We start from the raw sequence: 16,603 nt of genomic DNA, 5'->3' as shown, positions 1-16,603 counted from the left end.
CTCCCCCTACCGGGGTTTCCAAAGGGAATCATTCCCTTTGGCGGGGTCGGGGCAGCGCCCCGATTTCCCCTTTCAGCAACCTGCATCGTCTGTAACCAACATTCAACCGCCCGTACCACCCTGCAGCCACACTCAGACAACCAATGACGAAGACCGCCAGCCTCACCGCCAATCAGCATCGCTTTTTGCAGAATCTGTTTCCCGGCACTGACTACCTGACAACACCGGAACAGATGCTGGTCTTCGAAACTGATGCAAGCCGCCTCACGGGTGTGCCGCTGGCTGTTGTCCGCCCGCAGACAGAAGAACAGATCGTCGAACTGATGCGCTGGGCGCACACTGAGCGTATTCCGCTGTACCCGCGCGCCCGTGCCACCAACGTGGTGGGCCTGTGCGTGCCGGAAAAACCCGGTATCGTCATTTCCACCCTGAAGATGAACCGCATCATAGACGTGGACGCAGACGATTTTGTGGCCGTGGTGGAACCGGGTATTGTTACCGGCGACCTGCAGAAACATGTGGAGGCCATGGGCCTTTTCTACCCGCCGGACCCTGCCAGTTTCGGCATTTCGACAATAGGGGGCAATGTCGCGACCTGTGCGGGCGGCATGCGCGCCGTGAAATACGGCGTAACCCGCGAGTGGGTTCTGGGCTGCCGCGTGGTGCTCCCCGGTGGCAAGGTCATTGAATGCGGAGGCCGCAACCACAAGAATGTGGTGGGGCTGGATCTTACCCGCCTCATGGTGGGCAGTGAAGGCACACTGGGGGTCATGAGCAACATCACCCTCAAGCTCATGCCCAAGCCCGAGGCAACCGCCTCCCTCATGGCCGGTTTTTCGTCGCTGGAAGATGCCATGGGCGCGGTGAGCAGCGTATTCCGTGCGGGCATTCTGCCCACGGCGCTGGAGTTCATGGGTGCCGAAGTGCTGGACTGTCTGGCCAGACTTACGACAGTGCCCTGGCCGCAGGGAGATAATGGCGCCCGCGCCGTGCTGCTGTTCCGGCTTGACGGAAGCGAGGCTGCCCTGCCCCACGACCTGAAACGGCTGCATACGGCCCTGCAGAATGGGCAGAGTACGCCTGTATGGCTTGAACAGGGCATCGGCTCCGAGCAGGAAGAACCGCTCTGGGAAATCCGCCGCCTCATAAACCCCGCATCCTTCTATGTGGCCCCCAACAAAATTTCCGACGATGTCACCGTACCGCGTGGCCGCCTGCTTACCGCACTGCTCGGCATTCGCAGAATAGCGGACGAAAGCGGCCTCACCATCCTCACCTTCGGCCATGTGGGCGATGGCAACATCCATGTAAACGTCATGCACGATGCCTCGGACCCCGACCAGAAGGAACGCGCGCAAAAGGCCAAACTCGCCGTCATGGAGCATGTTCTTGCCTTGCGGGGCACGCTTTCGGGTGAACACGGCATAGGCTTGACCAAGGCACCCTATGTGCATAGGCAGCTGGGGGAAGAAGAGCGTCGCATCATGCGGGATATCAAGTCTGCGTTCGACCCCCATCATATAATGAATCCGGGCAAAGCGTTCTGACAGGGCAACGCTGCCGGACACGTTTTTCCTGCCCCCGCTCCCGCTTCCTCTGCCGCATGTTGAGCGCATGCAACTCAGCCCGTACACGGCGCCACTCCCACCGCAAGCAGCACAACATCATGCGGCAAATGTGTCACATTCTGCCGAATTGCTTCTTTTTGTTTTTCCCTGCACTCGCGGCCGTTGCCCAGTTCATAAAAACAGGCTAGGCTTAAAGGAATTGCATCATGAATGCGCCATACTATTGGGTTCACATGCATGTGGAACTGCCTTTGCACCTTCCGACGGAGAACACCCCATGGGCCTTGCACGACCAGCACGCGGCACCGTAGCCGCTCTCGCCATTTGTCTGCTGGCCTCCCTTATGCTGGGAGGCTGCACCGGCGCACGTCATGCAGGCCGCACGGACGATCCTTCCGCCGCGCAACAACAGGTGAACAGCGCCCTCACAGCCCTTGAAAGGCTGGACAAGGAGCGGAGCGTTCCCCCGTTCGCATCCTATCTGCGCAAAGCCCGCGGTGTTGTCATCTTTCCCTCTCTCTACAAGGGCAGCTACATCGTCGGCATGGAAGGCGGTAACGGCGTCATGCTGGCCCGCAGTGCCGACGGTTCATGGACTGCCCCGGCGTTCATAACCATGGCCGATCTCAGCGTGGGTCTGCAGGCCGGTGGTCAGGTTTCCACCGTCATGCTCATCCTCATGGACCAGAGATATCTGGACGCAGCCCTCAAGGACGGCCTTACCCTGAACGCCGACATTTCTGCCGCGCTCGGCCCCACGGGTCACAGCGGACAGATTGATTACGCCACGCATACGCGGGGCATCATCTATGTTGCATTCACTCAGGGCCTCGCCTTCAGCATGGCGCTGGAAGGCGGCACCATTGCCATAAACAACGACCGCAACCTCTCATATTACGGCCTGGGGGTTACTCCGGCCGAGATCATTTCGGGCAAGGTCGATAACAGTGGCTCGCTTGCATTGCGTAACCGGCTTGCCGAGATGGCAACCGGAACCGAGGAAAGCGGGATAAAATAATAATGAACGACAGCACTCAGAATCCGCCCGCGCAGGAGTGCATCCTGTGCGGGCGTTGCCTTTCGGTCTGTCCCGTCATGCTTGCAACGGGACGGGAGGAACTTTCCCCCAAGGCCAAACAGCACATGCTCAAAACGCTCGCCCGTTCGCCGGAAAAGCTGAACGTGGTTGATTGCCGCGAACTGGCGGACAAATGCCTTTCGTGCGGTCGCTGCCTTGCGGCCTGCCCGCAAAAGCTTTCCGTGCCGCAGAAGCTGGCCGAACTTCGGGCCATGCATCCGGGCTGGCAGCAGTGGGTATGGAAACAATGGATCGAGCGGAGCGCAGCCTTGTGGCCCACGCTGGCCACCTTCGGCAAGGTGGCCCCCAAGGACATAGGCCCGCGTACCTTCTCGCGCATGATGGATTCCATCCGGGCCATGACGCCTGCGCGTGACATAGCACCGTGGCTCAAGGTGGAGCACTACGACCACAGGATGGGCGAAGGCAAATCCGTTCTCCTGTTTGCCGGCTGCACAGCCAGACGCATACAGAAGGCATGGCACACCAAGGCCCTGACCATTCTCAAGAAGCTCGGCTTTCTGGTGCTTTCGGAAAACGAAATGACCTGCTGCGGCCTTACTCTGGACCATGCAGGCATACCGGACGCCGCACACTCGGCCCGGCTGCGGAATGTGGAGGCATGGCGCGCTGCCGGCAGACCGCGCATGACCACCTTCTGCGCCACCTGCCACCATGGCCTTGCCGAATATGCCCATTGCGCCGAAATCAAGTGGGAAGAAGGTGAAGCTGAACAGTTTGCCGGCTCGCTCGTGCCGCTTTCCACGCTGTGGGGCGAAACCACATTCAATGTAACCGACTCCGCCCCCGGCAAGGTGCGCTACCACCAGCCCTGCCATTGGGGCGGCAAGGACCCTGATAAGGCGTGGCTCGGCAAAACGCTGGGTGACAGAGTCTCCGCTCCGTCCGGAGTGCAGTGCTGCGGCATGGGCGGCATTCTGCAACTGGGCGACCAGCCCCTTTCCCGCGAGGTGGCAGAACGCTGCTGGCAGGCCCTGCAGCCGGACAGGGAAACACAGGTGCTCACCGGTTGCAGCGGCTGCACCGTGCAGCTGCGCAGTTCACGTCCGGCACTGGACGGAACGGACGTACCGGTGGGACACTGGCTCGACATTCTCATACCATAATCGCAACAGGTGCCGCTCTCTCAACGAAAGAAGCGGCATCTGTTTTTTTGACACTTCACAGCCTTCGCCCAAGCCGCGTTCGCGCCATTCTTACAAGGAAAAAGCACGTCTGGCGCAATAATTATGCACCGCGCGCCTTGCCAAGCCGCGTTGCGTTCTTAGTAGTTTTCCAGTACGAATAACCGGATTCGCCATGGGACTGCCTTTTTGTGCTGCCACACCACCCGCAACCCAGACGACATTTCATCAACGTTCCGTCCATCCCTCCGCTCAGGCGGAGATGCGATACGCCTTTTTCGGGAGATATAATGCTCGGCCTCATAAAAAAAGTCTTCGGCTCCAAAAACGACCGCTTTCTCAAGCAACTGCGCCCCATTCTCTCTACCATCAACGCTCTGGAAGCAGGACTTCGGGATAAGCCGGACGACTACTTTCCCGCACGCATTGCAGAACTGAAAGAACTGGTTGCCAACGGCACCTCCCTCGATTCCCTTCTTCCGGAAACCTTCGCCATGGTGCGCGAGGCCGGTTTGCGCGTGTTCAACATGCGCCACTACGATGTTCAGCTCATCGGCGGCTGCGTGCTGCACAAGGGCATGATCTCGGAAATGAAGACCGGTGAAGGTAAAACCCTTGTAGCCACCCTGCCCGTAGTGCTGAACGCGCTGACCTGCAAGGGCGTGCACGTGGTTACCGTGAACGACTACCTTGCCAAGCGTGACGCCCAGTGGATGGCGCGTCTGTACGGATTCCTCGGCCTCACCACCGGTGTCATCGTGCACGGCCTGACCGACGAAGAACGCAAGGAAGCCTACAACGCCGACATTACCTACGGCACGAACAACGAATTCGGCTTCGACTATCTGCGCGACAACATGAAGTTCTACAAGGAACAGCTGGTTCAGCGCCCCCACAACTACGCCATTGTCGACGAAGTTGACTCCATCCTCATTGACGAAGCCAGAACTCCGCTCATCATCTCCGGTGCTTCCGAAGACTCCACAACGCTGTATTCGCACATCGACAACATCATTCCTTCGCTGAAAAAGGACGTGCACTTCACGCTGGATGAAAAAGCCAAGAGTGTCGGCCTTACGGACGAAGGCGTGGCCCGCTGCGAAAGCATGCTCAATCTGGAGAACCTGTACGACGCGCAGAACATCACCCATCAGCACCACATTCTGCAGGCGCTGAAGGCACACCACATTTTCAGACGCGACGTTGATTACATCGTGAAGGACGGACAGGTCGTCATTGTTGACGAATTCACCGGCCGCCTCATGCCCGGTCGCCGCTTCTCGGACGGCCTGCACCAGGCGCTGGAAGCCAAGGAAGGCGTGAAGGTGGAAGCCGAGAACCAGACGCTGGCCTCCATCACCTTCCAGAACTACTTCCGCATGTATGAAAAGCTCGCGGGCATGACCGGTACGGCAGATACCGAAGCTGTTGAATTCGGCCAGATTTACGGGCTGGAGGTCATCTCCATTCCCACCAACCGGCCCATGGTCCGGCTGGACTATCCCGACAGCATCTACCGCACCCGCCCCGAAAAGTTCAACGCCATCGTCCAGGAGATCGCAGACCTTCACAAGAAGGGACAGCCCGTGCTTGTGGGCACCATCTCCATCGAGAACTCCGAACTCATTTCCGGCATGCTGAAGAAGGCAAATATTCCCCATAACGTGCTCAACGCAAAGCACCATGAGGAAGAAGCGCAGATCGTTGCAGAAGCCGGTCAGAAGGGCCACGTGACCATCGCCACCAACATGGCAGGCCGTGGTACCGACATCGTGCTCGGCGAAGGCGTGCGCGAACTTGGCGGCCTGCACATTCTCGGCACCGAACGCCACGAATCCCGCCGCATCGACAACCAGTTGCGCGGTCGTGCCGGTCGTCAGGGCGACCCCGGCAGCTCGCGGTTCTTCCTCTCGCTGGAAGACGACCTGATGCGCCTGTTCGGCTCCGACCGCATTTCCTCGCTCATGCAGAAGCTGGGCATGGAAGAAGGCGAACCCATCGTCAACAACATGGTTTCCAAGGCCATTGAAAACGCCCAGAAGCGTGTGGAAGGCCACAACTTCGAAATACGCAAAACCCTGCTGGATTACGACAACGTCATGAACCAGCAGCGTGAAGTCATCTACTCCCTGCGCCGCTCCACCATGATGGAGCAGGATCTTGAGCCGCTGGTGCAGGAGTTCCTCGACGACATCATCGACGAGCTGTACGGCGAATGGCAGACCCTGAAGACCCCCGACGACGAAATGGCCGCAACCATGATCGCCCGTCTGGACGAAACCTTCAATATCGCCCGCGTGATGACCATGCCCCCCGTACCGGAGGCAGAAGCCGTGCGCGAAGCCGTGCTTGCACGCCTTAACGGCCTGAAGAACGAAGCGCCGGAAATGTACACCGACATCCTGCGCTACTTCCTGCTCGAAGAACTGGACCGCTGCTGGAAGGAACACCTGCTCAACATGGACCACCTGCGCGACGGCATCGGCCTGCGCGGCTACGGCCAGCGTGACCCCAAGCAGGAATACAAGCGCGAAGGCTTCTCCCTGTTCCAGTCCATGCTGCTGCGCATGCGCGAGAACATCTTCAAGGCGCTCACCCGCCTGCGCATCCAGCGCGCCGAAGAGCAGGCCGAAGAAGCCCGCCAGCGTGAAGAAGAACGTCTGCGCGAAGAACTTCGCCACAAGGAAGCCCAGAAGAACCTTTCCTACTCCGCAGCGCAGGCCCCCCAGCAGGCTGAAAGCAAAAAGCAGCCCGCCCGCCGCGACGAGCCCAAGATAGGCCGCAACGATCCCTGCCCCTGCGGCAGCGGAAAGAAGTACAAGAAGTGTTGCGGGGTTGGCGCCTAGCCGACGCGCCTGCAGATAAAAATATCCAGCCCGGACGGTTAACAACCGCCCGGGCTCTTTTTATGCTGTGGCCGGAACAGGTGCTGCTCCGGAACAAATTCACCGCATGATATGACGCAGAACAGCTGAATACCCGCAACCTCTTTACCGGTATGCCTGGCGATTACGGCAAGCCACGGGATGTGCAAGACTTGACAAGCACCTGCATTCGGAGGAAGGACAGGCGTTGATGCAGAATACGGCAACCTGCCCTGCCACTGGTAGAAACGGTTACGAACCCGCTGCACAATACGGCAACCGCCCGGAACCGCGGTTGCCCGCATAGACGACGTTGATGCCCGTCGGGGTCTCCCGCTCCCATCCGGAACCGGAGCCCCGTTCACCAGATAGACGAAAGGGCTGCCCGCACCAACGGACAGCCCCATACCGGAGCCGCCATGAACACCCCCAAAGGATACCGCTTCTCAACCATTGAAGCGAATCTCAAGTATTCCGGCCGCAAGGACCTCGGCCTTATCGTGAGCGATCTGCCCGCCGCCGCTGCGGGTGTTTTCACCACCAACAAATTTCAGGCCGCTCCTGTTGTCATGGCAAAATCCATGCTGGATACCCGCCCCTTCGCACGGGCCGTTATGATAAACGCGGGCAATGCAAACGCCTGCACGGGCGAACAGGGTCTGACCAACTGCCGCCGCACCATGGAACTGGTGGCAGACGCCGTGGGCCTGATGCCGGAAGAAATTCTGCCCGCTTCCACAGGGGTCATCGGCATGCAGTTCAACATGGCCAAGTGGGAAGCCGCAGCCGCTCCGCTTGCCGCCGACCTTGGCAAGAGCACGGCCGAAGACTTTTCGCGCACCATCATGACCACTGATGCGTTCAACAAGATCGTTTCGCGCACGGTGGAGATCGAAGGCAAGCCCGTCACCCTGCTGGCCGTGGCCAAGGGCGCAGGCATGATCTGCCCCAACATGGCCACCATGCTGGCCGTGTTCATCACCGATGCAGCCGTAGAGCCTGCCATGTGGCAGAAGATATTCCGTGCGGGTGTTGACGAATCGTTCAACCGCGTCACCGTGGACGGCGACACCTCCACCAACGACACCGTCTTCGGCCTTGCCAACGGCGCTTCCGGCGTAACCGTGACCGAGGCCACCCGCCCCGCCATGCAGGAAGCCGTAACCGCCGTCATGCGCGAGATTGCCTACAAGCTGGTGCAGGATGGCGAAGGCGCCACCAAGGTCATCCACATCAACGTGACCGGTGCACAGAGCAAGGAAGATGCAGAACTTGCCGCTCGCACCGTAGGCCACTCCCCGCTGGTAAAGACCGCCATGTACGGCCGCGATGCCAACTGGGGCCGCATAGTTGCCGCACTGGGCCGCTCCGGTGCGCAGTTCGATCCGGATGACGTGGTCGTAACCATGTGCGGGGTGGAACTGTTCCGCAACGGGCAGCCCACCGATGCCGACTTCGACACCATGCTGGAACCCTATCTCAAGGAAGTGGATATCGTTCTGGACATCGAACTCGGTCACGGTGACGGGGCATATACCCTGCTCGCCTCAGACCTGACCCACAAATACATAGACATCAACGCGGACTACAGAAGCTAGCCCGCCGACACAGCTGTCCATCATCAAGGCCGGGGGATTATCCTCCGGCCTTTTACGTTATGCCCCCCGCTCATCAGCGCGTGTACTGAGTCTTTGCCCCATCGGCAGTTTCTGCTACAGTTTGTCCGCTCCCGCCGTTTCACACCCCAAAGGCACAGGACAACACTATGGGCTTTTCCCTGTTCCGACGCCGCCCGCGCTGGCGCTCCATTCAGGTTGAGGTTTCTACCGCGTGCCACGCCGCCTGCACCTATTGCCCCCGCACGGCACTGCGCCGCGACTGGAACAACACCTTGATGCCAGTGTCCCTGTTCGAGTCGCTGCTGCCCTCGCTGCAGCGGGTACGCCATGTGCACCTGCAGGGATGGGGCGAACCGCTGCTGCACCCCGACCTGCCCCACATGGTTGCCCTTGCCTCGGCACAAGGCTGCACCGTGGGTACCACCTGCTCCGGCAAGCATCTTACGGATACCCTGCTTGAATCACTCATCAGGGCGGGCCTTGGCGTTCTTGCCTTCTCCCTTGCCGGAAACGCCCCGAACCATGACAGGCTCCGCCCCGGCGCACCGTTCCAACAGGTGCTTGAAGCCATGGAGCGTCTGCAACATATCAGGAAGCGCCTGCACTCCCGACTGCCGCACCTGCATATCGCATGGCTCGTCACGCCATCCACCACGCAGGACATTGCCATTCTCCCCGACCTGATGGAACGCTATGGAGCGCATGAAGCGACCATCAGCGGACTCTCTGTCCTCGCCGCTCCGGAACTTGAGAACGACTCATTCGCATCACTGACGCCGCATGAGTTCAGCAATGCCATAGTGCCGGTCATCAAGGTGCTCGACACGGCCTTTGAACGCGGGCTTGCCATACATGCACGCCTTCCCGTTCCCCCTGCCACGGACAACAGGCACCACCCTGCTGCAACAGTCCCCACAACCTCCGCCACGAAGAAGAAGGATGTATCCGGCCTGTCACACTTCAAGGGGCATTGCCCCGAACCTTTTGATGAAAGCATGATTGTAACGGCAGACGGCGACATCACCCCCTGCATTATGGGTTGCCTGCCCGCTGAAGCGGGTGAGCACTGGAGCTACGGCATGGCGCATCCCCTCCCCCGACTTGTCTTCGGCAACATAGCAGAGGCATCGCTTGAGGACATATGGAACGCGGCTGCGTACAGAGCATTCAGAAAGAACGCTGCCGCAAACCGGCTGCCTGCCACATGTGCCTTCTGCCTCGCCAGGCTCGTCCGCCCGTTGCAGGGTACCCTGCTCCCGCCCGGTGAATCCATGACCGAGCGGCTGGAGTTTCTCCGCCGCTGTTCGGCTGCGGAATGAGCAACTACGCCACTCAGCCCCCTGAGATTTGCATGAAATTCCCTTTATCCCTTCCAATCTGGTTGACAGCCCCCCGTGCCTACTGTAATGAGTCTGTCTCGCATGTGTGGCCGCATGCGCCAGCCGTCAGGCTGAGGATTACGGTGAGGTGTCCGAGTCGGCCGAAGGAGCTCGCCTGCTAAGCGGGTATACGCCTTAAAAGCGTATCGAGGGTTCGAATCCCTCCCTCATCGCCAGATTTCAAGGGTTCAGTCGCAAGACTGGACCCTTTTCTTATTGCCCTTTCGCGGCACTCCAAAAACCCCGTGAAGTGATTTTTGAAGTGACTCCCGCCCCCCCCCTCTTCGATTGCCCGTCACCACGACAGCCATAGCAACGCTTTGCCATGTCCTTATTTCTCCTCGAAACTCTCCTTCGCTGCGCGAATCTATCCCGCAAATCAACATACCTTCCCAAAGCAAAGCCCCGCCATTTGGCGGGGCTTTTGCCTGCTGCTCACTCCGTAAACAAGGCGTCCTTCTCCATGCCGGGGGGCAGAGTCAATCCGAACCGCTCAAGCTGCTTGCGGTTGAAATAAAAGGTGCCTACATGGTCTGCGCTCAGGCCGCCCTTGTCCGATGCCTCGCCCAGCAGAATCTTTCTGGCTAGCTCTGCTGCGGAAAAGGCGTGCGCTTCGCCCGCAATGACATATGCTCCCACCACCCCGTTATTGCCGACCATATAGTCCTGATAGGCGAAGACAGGAATCCGGCTTTGCGTTGAAACCCATCGGGCGACATCTTCAACCGGCACCACGGTTCCATTCTTGTCCTTCAGCGTATGAAAAAGCGGTATGGTAATGAACTGATACCCCACAGATTCATTCACTGCCTGCTTCCACTCGGCAAAGGTGGAGACAATCCTGTAATCCACCGTCACCCCATCAACGGACGCATGAATATTCTCCCCGAAGAAATGGCTGATTAACGCATCCGAGGTTTCGCTGCGGTCCATCAGAATGAGACACTGCTTCGCTTTCGGCATGATACGCCGGATGTATCTGACCCATGAAAACAGGGGGAGAATTTCAAGCCTGCCCGAAACATTGGGCGGGATGGATTTGAAATAGCTGCGGGGGTTCCCGTTAATACCGAAAAACACGATCGGCAGGCCGTCTGCGGCCATGCGGGGACCAAGCAGGCGCAGGGCATTATCATCGCCCAGCATTACCAGATCCGGTGCATAGGCACGGTAGACCTGCATAGCCTCTTCAGCTTTGCGCGGGTACTCCGACTCCGGAATCCTTTTGGTATCGAGATACTCAAACCTGAGTGCAAACCCCTCCGGCAGGGCAGAAGAAATACCCCGGTTACATTGCTGTACCCAAGGCAATTCAGGGCTGTAACTGTGCACGATAAGCACTTTGAACTGCCCTGCCCCCACCTCGCCTCCCCAGAGAAGCAAAGGCAGCAACAGCCAGCAAAGTATTCGCTCCATACCACCACTCCGGCTGAACGAACCGACATTGCGAAAATTTTATCAATTCTTATCCAAGATAAGCATAAATTACTTATTCCAGCAACATCGAAGCTTTTAGGAGTATGGGGTATTATATTCACCAATGGCACACAGGAACCGCCAGTGCGGCTACAAATGATGATTATCCTTCATAGCGGCTTTCAACGCCCCGCCCTGTCTGCAACATCACGTTCATACACGGTGTTCCGCATTACCTGTGCAGGTGCCGACCATTCATGCTTCCGGTCTGCTTACTTCAACAGGGGGCGCCAAAGAGTAACCGGCATGATGCCCGCAACATGAAAAAAGGCTGCCCGTTGCCGGACAGCCTTTGTGTAATCAAATCTGCGGCCATGCCGCATGACGCTACTTCTGGTTACGCTCCACACGCGCCCAGCTGTCGCGCAGGGTGGCGGTGCGGTTGAACACGGGCTTTCCGGGTTTGGAATCCTTGTCCACGCAGAAGTACCCGAGGCGCTCGAACTGCACGCGGGTGCCAGCTTCGAATTCGGCAAGTCGGGGTTCCAGATAGGCGGTGACCACCTTTTCGGATTCGGGGTTCAGGTAATCGAGGAAGGTCTTGCCTTCTTCCACCTGATTGGGGTTTTCCTTCACGAACAGGGGTTCGTAGAGGCGCACTTCCGCAGGCACGGCATCGCACGCGGAAACCCAGTGAATGGTTCCCTTCACCTTGCGGCCGTCGGCGGTGGAACCGCCCTTGCTCTCGGGATCGTAGGTGCAGTGCACTTCCTTGATATTACCTTCGGCATCCTTCACCACGCCGGTGCAGGTCACGTAATAGGCGTAGCGCAGGCGCACTTCCTGTCCGGGAGTCAGGCGGAAGTATTTCTTGGGTGCTTCTTCGCGGAAGTCGTCGTTCTCTATCCACAGTTCACGGCCAAAACGCATGGTGCGGGTGCCGTGGCTTTCATCTTCCGGATGCATGGGCATTTCGAACTCGTCGTACTGGCCTTCCGGATAATTGGTGATGACCAGCTTGATAGGCTCCACCACGCCCATGAGGCGGGGAGTTTCTGCATTCAGCTTTTCGCGCACGCAGAATTCCATCAGCGCGTAATCCACCATGGAATCAGCCTTGGCCACACCTATGCGGGAACAGAATTCGCGCAGTGCTTCCGGCGGAAAACCGCGGCGGCGCACACCGGAAAGAGTGGGCATGCGGGGGTCGTCCCAGCCGCGCACATGACCTTCCTGCACCAGTTGAATGAGCTTGCGCTTGGAAAGCACGGTGTAGGTCAGGTTCAGACGTGCAAATTCGATCTGCTGCGGACGGTACAGGCCGAGGGTTTCCAGCGTCCAGTCATACAGTTCGCGGTTGTTCTCGAACTCAAGCGTGCAGATGGAATGCGTGATGCCTTCCGTGGAGTCGGAAATGCAGTGCGTGTAGTCATACATGGGGTAGATGCACCACTTGTCGCCGGTGCGATGGTGGTGCGCCTTGCGGATGCGGTACAAGGTGGGGTCGCGCATCACGACGTTGGAAGCGGCCATGTCAATCTTGGCGCGCAGCACGTGGGCACCGTCATCGAATTCGCCGTTCTTCATACGCTGGAAGAGGTCAAGGTTCTCTTCCACAGAACGGTTGCGATAGGGGCTCTCTTTACCGGGCTCGGTAAGCGTGCCACGGTACTGACGGATTTCCTCTGCGGAGAGGGAATCCACATACGCCTTGCCTTCCTTGATGAGCTGAATGGCCAGCTCGTACAGACGGTCGAAATAGTCGGAGGCGTAGAACATGCGGTCTTCCCAGTCGAAGCCGAGCCACTTCACGTCTTCCATGATGGATTCAACGTATTCAGTATCTTCCTTCACGGGGTTGGTGTCATCGAAGCGCAGGTTGCACTTGCCACCGGCATGTTCACCGGCAACACCGAAGTTCAGGCAGATAGACTTGGCATGACCAAGGTGCAGGTACCCGTTCGGCTCAGGGGGAAAACGCGTGTGCACGCGGCCCTGATATTTGCCGGAAGCGTTATCTTCAGCGATTCTGGTGCGGATGAAGTCCAGACCCGGACCATCCTTCTTCTCTGCGGTTTCCTTGGCAGACTCGATGGGGGAATTGCTCATGGGGTACTCGTCCTATGCTGTATCGCACCCGCCCAAACGGCGGACACGGTTTGATTCTCTGTGTACGGCAGGACATACGGGAAAGCGGCCTTACGGTCAATTCCCGCACCCTGCGCACAACACAGCATAGCGGAGTTTTCCTGTTTGGCAAGGGGCTGACTGGCTACATATACCAGCGCCAGCTCCTGCCGGCCATGAACAGATCCTTCAGCGTGCGGATGGAACCGCCCCGCATCTTGCGCACCAGATAGACAAAGAGATAGGCGGCCTGCAACGCATCCTGCAGGGCATCGTGCTCCTGAAAACGCGGCAGTCCGTAATGCGTGGCAAGGTCACGCAGATTGTAGGATATGTTGGACTGGAACGGATCGAACGATGCTTCCCACCGCTCCTGCTCCCACGCCTGCGCAAGCCGCATGGTATCAATACAGGGCGTGGCAATGGAGCCGCCGAGATGCCTGCGCGTTGCCCTGCTCAGAAAGGCCATGTCCAGCCCCACATGGTGCCCCACAATGAGTGAACCGTTGCAGAAGCGCAGCAGTTCAGGCAGCACGTCTTCGATGGGCGGCTTATCCGCCACGGTTTCCGGAGTGATGCGATGCACCAGCGTTGCCGGTTTATGCATGGTCCCGTGCGGGCGCACCATGACATGCAACGTATCAGAAGGATTGATGCTGAGACCGCTCACCCGCACCGCCCCTATGGAGACGATTTCATCCCGCGACGGGCTGAGTCCGGTCAACTCGGTATCCAGCACCACAAAGGAATACTCCTCGAGGGGTTTTTCCTGATCAAACTCGGCAAACAGCATGTAATTTTCTTCCAGCAGGGGATGAACCGGCCCTGACCATCTTCCCAGCCCTTTGCGGATGGCCTGAAGCAGCCCTGCGACTCTGCCGGTAAAACCGGTTTTGCCAGTTTTGCCAGTTCTAACGGTTTTGACGGGTGCCGATGCGTCTTTCATGGCGTCTCCTTTCCCGTTCGGGCTGTTACAGGGTTGTGCGCAGACTATCCCATATGCATGTGGAACAGATCCTTGAGGTACGACTGCAGCCGAACGGCCACGGCAAAGGCTTCCTTGAGCGTCTGCTTTTCGAGGTCGGAAAGAGTCGCAGGATCAACATGGTTGTCCGGCTCTTCCCCGCGTTCTATCTGCGCCACCTGATGCACAAGCCGCAGATGCATGACGAACTCGTATGCTTCCCGTGCCTCCCGCCCGAGCTGCACGGGTATATGCCCTGCCGCTTCCAGCGCGCTGAGCCTGTCCATGGTGTTGGTCTCGCGTATGCCGCAACGCAGGGCCATGACACGGGCAAAATCCACAAAGGGCAGGCCGCCCCGTTTTTTCAGGTCCAGCGTGTTGCGGTGCTGGCCATCCTTTTCCACGATGAAGTTGCGGAAAAAGCTGAGCGGGGGACGCATGCGCAGGCAATCTGCCGCAAGGTGGCGCTGAAACAATTCGTTGGCAGCGGCTTCTTCCAGCACCTGCCGCCACAGGGCATCCACGTAATCCGCCCGCCCGTAGCCGGAGCGGAAGTCGAAAAATATGGACGAATTGAGCACTTCTTCCGGTTCCGGCCTGCGTATCCAACCGGTGAACTGCGTGGTCCAGCCCGCCTGCTCCATACGCCAGCGCGGGTTGCTGGCCATCATGTCGCCCTTGCAGCGCTTGAAGCCGCATGCATCCAGATGCGTGACCGCCTGCTCCGTAAAGACGGAAAAGTAGAACTCCGCCGCCTTGCGTATGACGGGGTCCTCAGTATCACGGATGACCAGCGCGTTGTCCTGATCGGTCATAAAGGTCTGCTCGCGCCGCCCCTCGCTGCCCATGCACATCCAGCAAAACGGCACGGGAGCGGGTCCCAGCTCACGCTGCAGCAGGGAGAGCACCTTTTCCAGCATAAGATCGTTGAACACGGTGATCATGCGGGTTATGGCCCCTGCCCGTGCGCCTTCCTCCACCAGCCCGCGCACCACATGGGCAATCCGCTGCCCGAGCGGATGCAGGCCCTCCAGTGTGCGCTGGTGCATTATCTCCCGGAACAGCGACATGGGGGTGCGCCCCTGCATGACCATGATATCGTGCGCGGTAATCACCCCGATGATACGCCCGTTGCGGGTTACGCACAGATGGTGAATCTGCCGCCGCATCATCTCCAGCAGCCCGTCGAAGCAGGGACGCTCCGCATCCATGGCAACAACGGGGGCATTCATCAGCGTCTCCACGGGGGCGCTGTAATCCATGCACAGCGAAACCGCCTTGCGCAGATCGGAATCCGTGACAATGCCGATGATCTCACCGTCCCCTTCGTCAGACAGCAGTTCCCCGCCATGGTTCCAGCTGGCACCGGTGATGTTGCCCTGCCGCTCATCCCATTCCTCTCCCATGACCAGAGAGAATGCCTCGTCCGTATCCTGCCCGCCGACAGGCATACGGTCCCGAACGCCTTCGCGGATAAGCAGCGAGCCCACGCCCTGTTCCACCATGCAGGCGGCCGCCTGCCGGAGAGAGGTGCCTCTCGTCACGCTGACAGGCGGGCGGGCAACCAGATCGCCCACCCGGCTGGCGAAAAGATACAGTCCTTTTTCATCCGCCAGCCCTTCGCAGCGCACCCGCATTTCGGCAAATGCCTTGGTGACGAAACGCTCCGGCAGGCCCTTCATGTAATATTGCGAAACCACCTGCTCGCGTTCCACCAGTTCCAGAAAAACGACGCGGGGAATGGTAATGAAAAAGGTATCTTCCACGGTTTCCACATCGGCCGAGGCCACACCGCCTTCAAGCAGGGCCACCGCTCCCACGGATGCCCCCTCTCCGCGCACATCGGTCAGCGAATCGGCACCGGAAGCGTCCCCGGAACCTGAATCGGTGCCTTCGCTGCCGACTCTGCCGACATCCTGCCGTATGTCCTGCCGTATGTCCTGCCGTATGTCCGGTCGAATATCCGGTCGAATATCCGGTCGAATAACTGGCCGCACATCCTGTCCGGCATCCTGCTCCGCCGCAGCCACCGGCCCTCCGGTAAGCCGCACAGCCCCTTTCTGCACCAGCCAGAGCCTGTCGGGGCGTGTACGTCCCCGCTCGAAGAGACGTGTCCCCGTGGGCATGAAGTCAACAGAACACGCCTTTGCAAGCCAGTTCAGCACGTCGCCGGAAAGCTCGCTGAACGGCAGGGTGCCGCGCAGAAAATCCAATGCAAGCTGGGGCTGTCTGGTCGGGTCCGACATAGGCCGTCTCCCTGATGTTCGTTCCGGCAAGCGTGCGCCCCCGCTACGGGCGCCCTGTCCGGCCATTCTGTTCTGCAAGGACTGCATCGTGTGCGATGCAGCCGTCTATCCACAGTATTTGCGATTTCCCGTTCCCGAAGCAGTTCTGACGGCGGGAGCGGAGCCGATCTCCGCTCCCGCACAATCAGGGAGTGCGC

At 59.2% G+C, this 16,603-nt stretch carries 10 protein-coding genes and 1 tRNA gene; 7 read left to right on the top strand and 4 right to left on the bottom strand.

What is annotated here, in order from left to right:
- Window positions 1–143: 143 nt before the first annotated feature.
- From HUV30_RS05980 to HUV30_RS05950, 7 genes are all read left to right on the top strand, one after another.
- A complete protein-coding gene (locus HUV30_RS05980) occupies window positions 144–1,547 on the top strand; it encodes an FAD-binding oxidoreductase (protein WP_174404498.1) in 1,404 nt (467 codons plus the stop codon).
- Window positions 1,548–1,845: 298 nt separating this feature from the next.
- Entirely contained in the window at window positions 1,846–2,586 is a 741-nt protein-coding gene (locus HUV30_RS05975) for a lipid-binding SYLF domain-containing protein (RefSeq protein ID WP_174404497.1), read from the top strand.
- 2 nt (window positions 2,587–2,588) lie between these two features.
- The gene (locus HUV30_RS05970) at window positions 2,589–3,773 is read left to right on the top strand and encodes a (Fe-S)-binding protein (RefSeq protein WP_174404496.1); all 1,185 of its coding nucleotides are present in this window, start codon (window positions 2,589–2,591) and stop codon (window positions 3,771–3,773) included.
- A gap of 308 nt (window positions 3,774–4,081) precedes the next feature.
- Complete coding sequence (secA, locus tag HUV30_RS05965; protein WP_174404495.1) at window positions 4,082–6,637, top strand: preprotein translocase subunit SecA; 2,556 nt, start codon at window positions 4,082–4,084, stop codon at window positions 6,635–6,637.
- Between the two features lie 437 nt (window positions 6,638–7,074).
- Window positions 7,075–8,253 carry a bifunctional glutamate N-acetyltransferase/amino-acid acetyltransferase ArgJ gene (gene argJ, locus HUV30_RS05960; protein WP_174404494.1) on the top strand — a complete coding sequence of 393 codons (1,179 nt, stop codon included), beginning with the start codon at window positions 7,075–7,077 and terminating at the stop codon, window positions 8,251–8,253.
- Window positions 8,254–8,420: 167 nt separating this feature from the next.
- Window positions 8,421–9,593: a radical SAM protein gene (locus HUV30_RS05955; protein WP_174404493.1), complete on the top strand. Its 1,173-nt coding sequence runs from the start codon at window positions 8,421–8,423 to the stop codon at window positions 9,591–9,593.
- 142 nt (window positions 9,594–9,735) lie between these two features.
- Window positions 9,736–9,829 (top strand) — tRNA-Ser (locus HUV30_RS05950).
- A gap of 259 nt (window positions 9,830–10,088) precedes the next feature.
- Here HUV30_RS05950 and HUV30_RS05945 read toward each other — a convergent pair.
- From HUV30_RS05945 to HUV30_RS05930, 4 genes are all read right to left on the bottom strand, one after another.
- Window positions 10,089–11,069 carry an ABC transporter substrate-binding protein gene (locus tag HUV30_RS05945; protein WP_174404492.1) on the bottom strand — a complete coding sequence of 327 codons (981 nt, stop codon included), beginning with the start codon at window positions 11,067–11,069 and terminating at the stop codon, window positions 10,089–10,091.
- A 387-nt stretch (window positions 11,070–11,456) separates the two neighbouring features.
- Window positions 11,457–13,178, bottom strand: coding sequence for a glutamine--tRNA ligase/YqeY domain fusion protein (locus tag HUV30_RS05940; RefSeq protein ID WP_174404491.1), 1,722 nt, complete (start codon window positions 13,176–13,178; stop codon window positions 11,457–11,459).
- Window positions 13,179–13,341: 163 nt separating this feature from the next.
- Complete coding sequence (locus tag HUV30_RS05935; RefSeq protein ID WP_174404490.1) at window positions 13,342–14,142, bottom strand: 3'-5' exonuclease; 801 nt, start codon at window positions 14,140–14,142, stop codon at window positions 13,342–13,344.
- Between the two features lie 44 nt (window positions 14,143–14,186).
- Window positions 14,187–16,406: a putative nucleotidyltransferase substrate binding domain-containing protein gene (locus HUV30_RS05930; protein ID WP_174404489.1), complete on the bottom strand. Its 2,220-nt coding sequence runs from the start codon at window positions 16,404–16,406 to the stop codon at window positions 14,187–14,189.
- Window positions 16,407–16,603: the final 197 nt, after the last annotated feature.

This window comes from Desulfovibrio subterraneus (assembly GCF_013340285.1).
GTDB lineage: Bacteria > Desulfobacterota > Desulfovibrionia > Desulfovibrionales > Desulfovibrionaceae > Halodesulfovibrio > Halodesulfovibrio subterraneus.
Note: the sequence above shows the minus strand (reverse complement) of the source record. Positions and strands in the feature narration are given on the sequence as shown.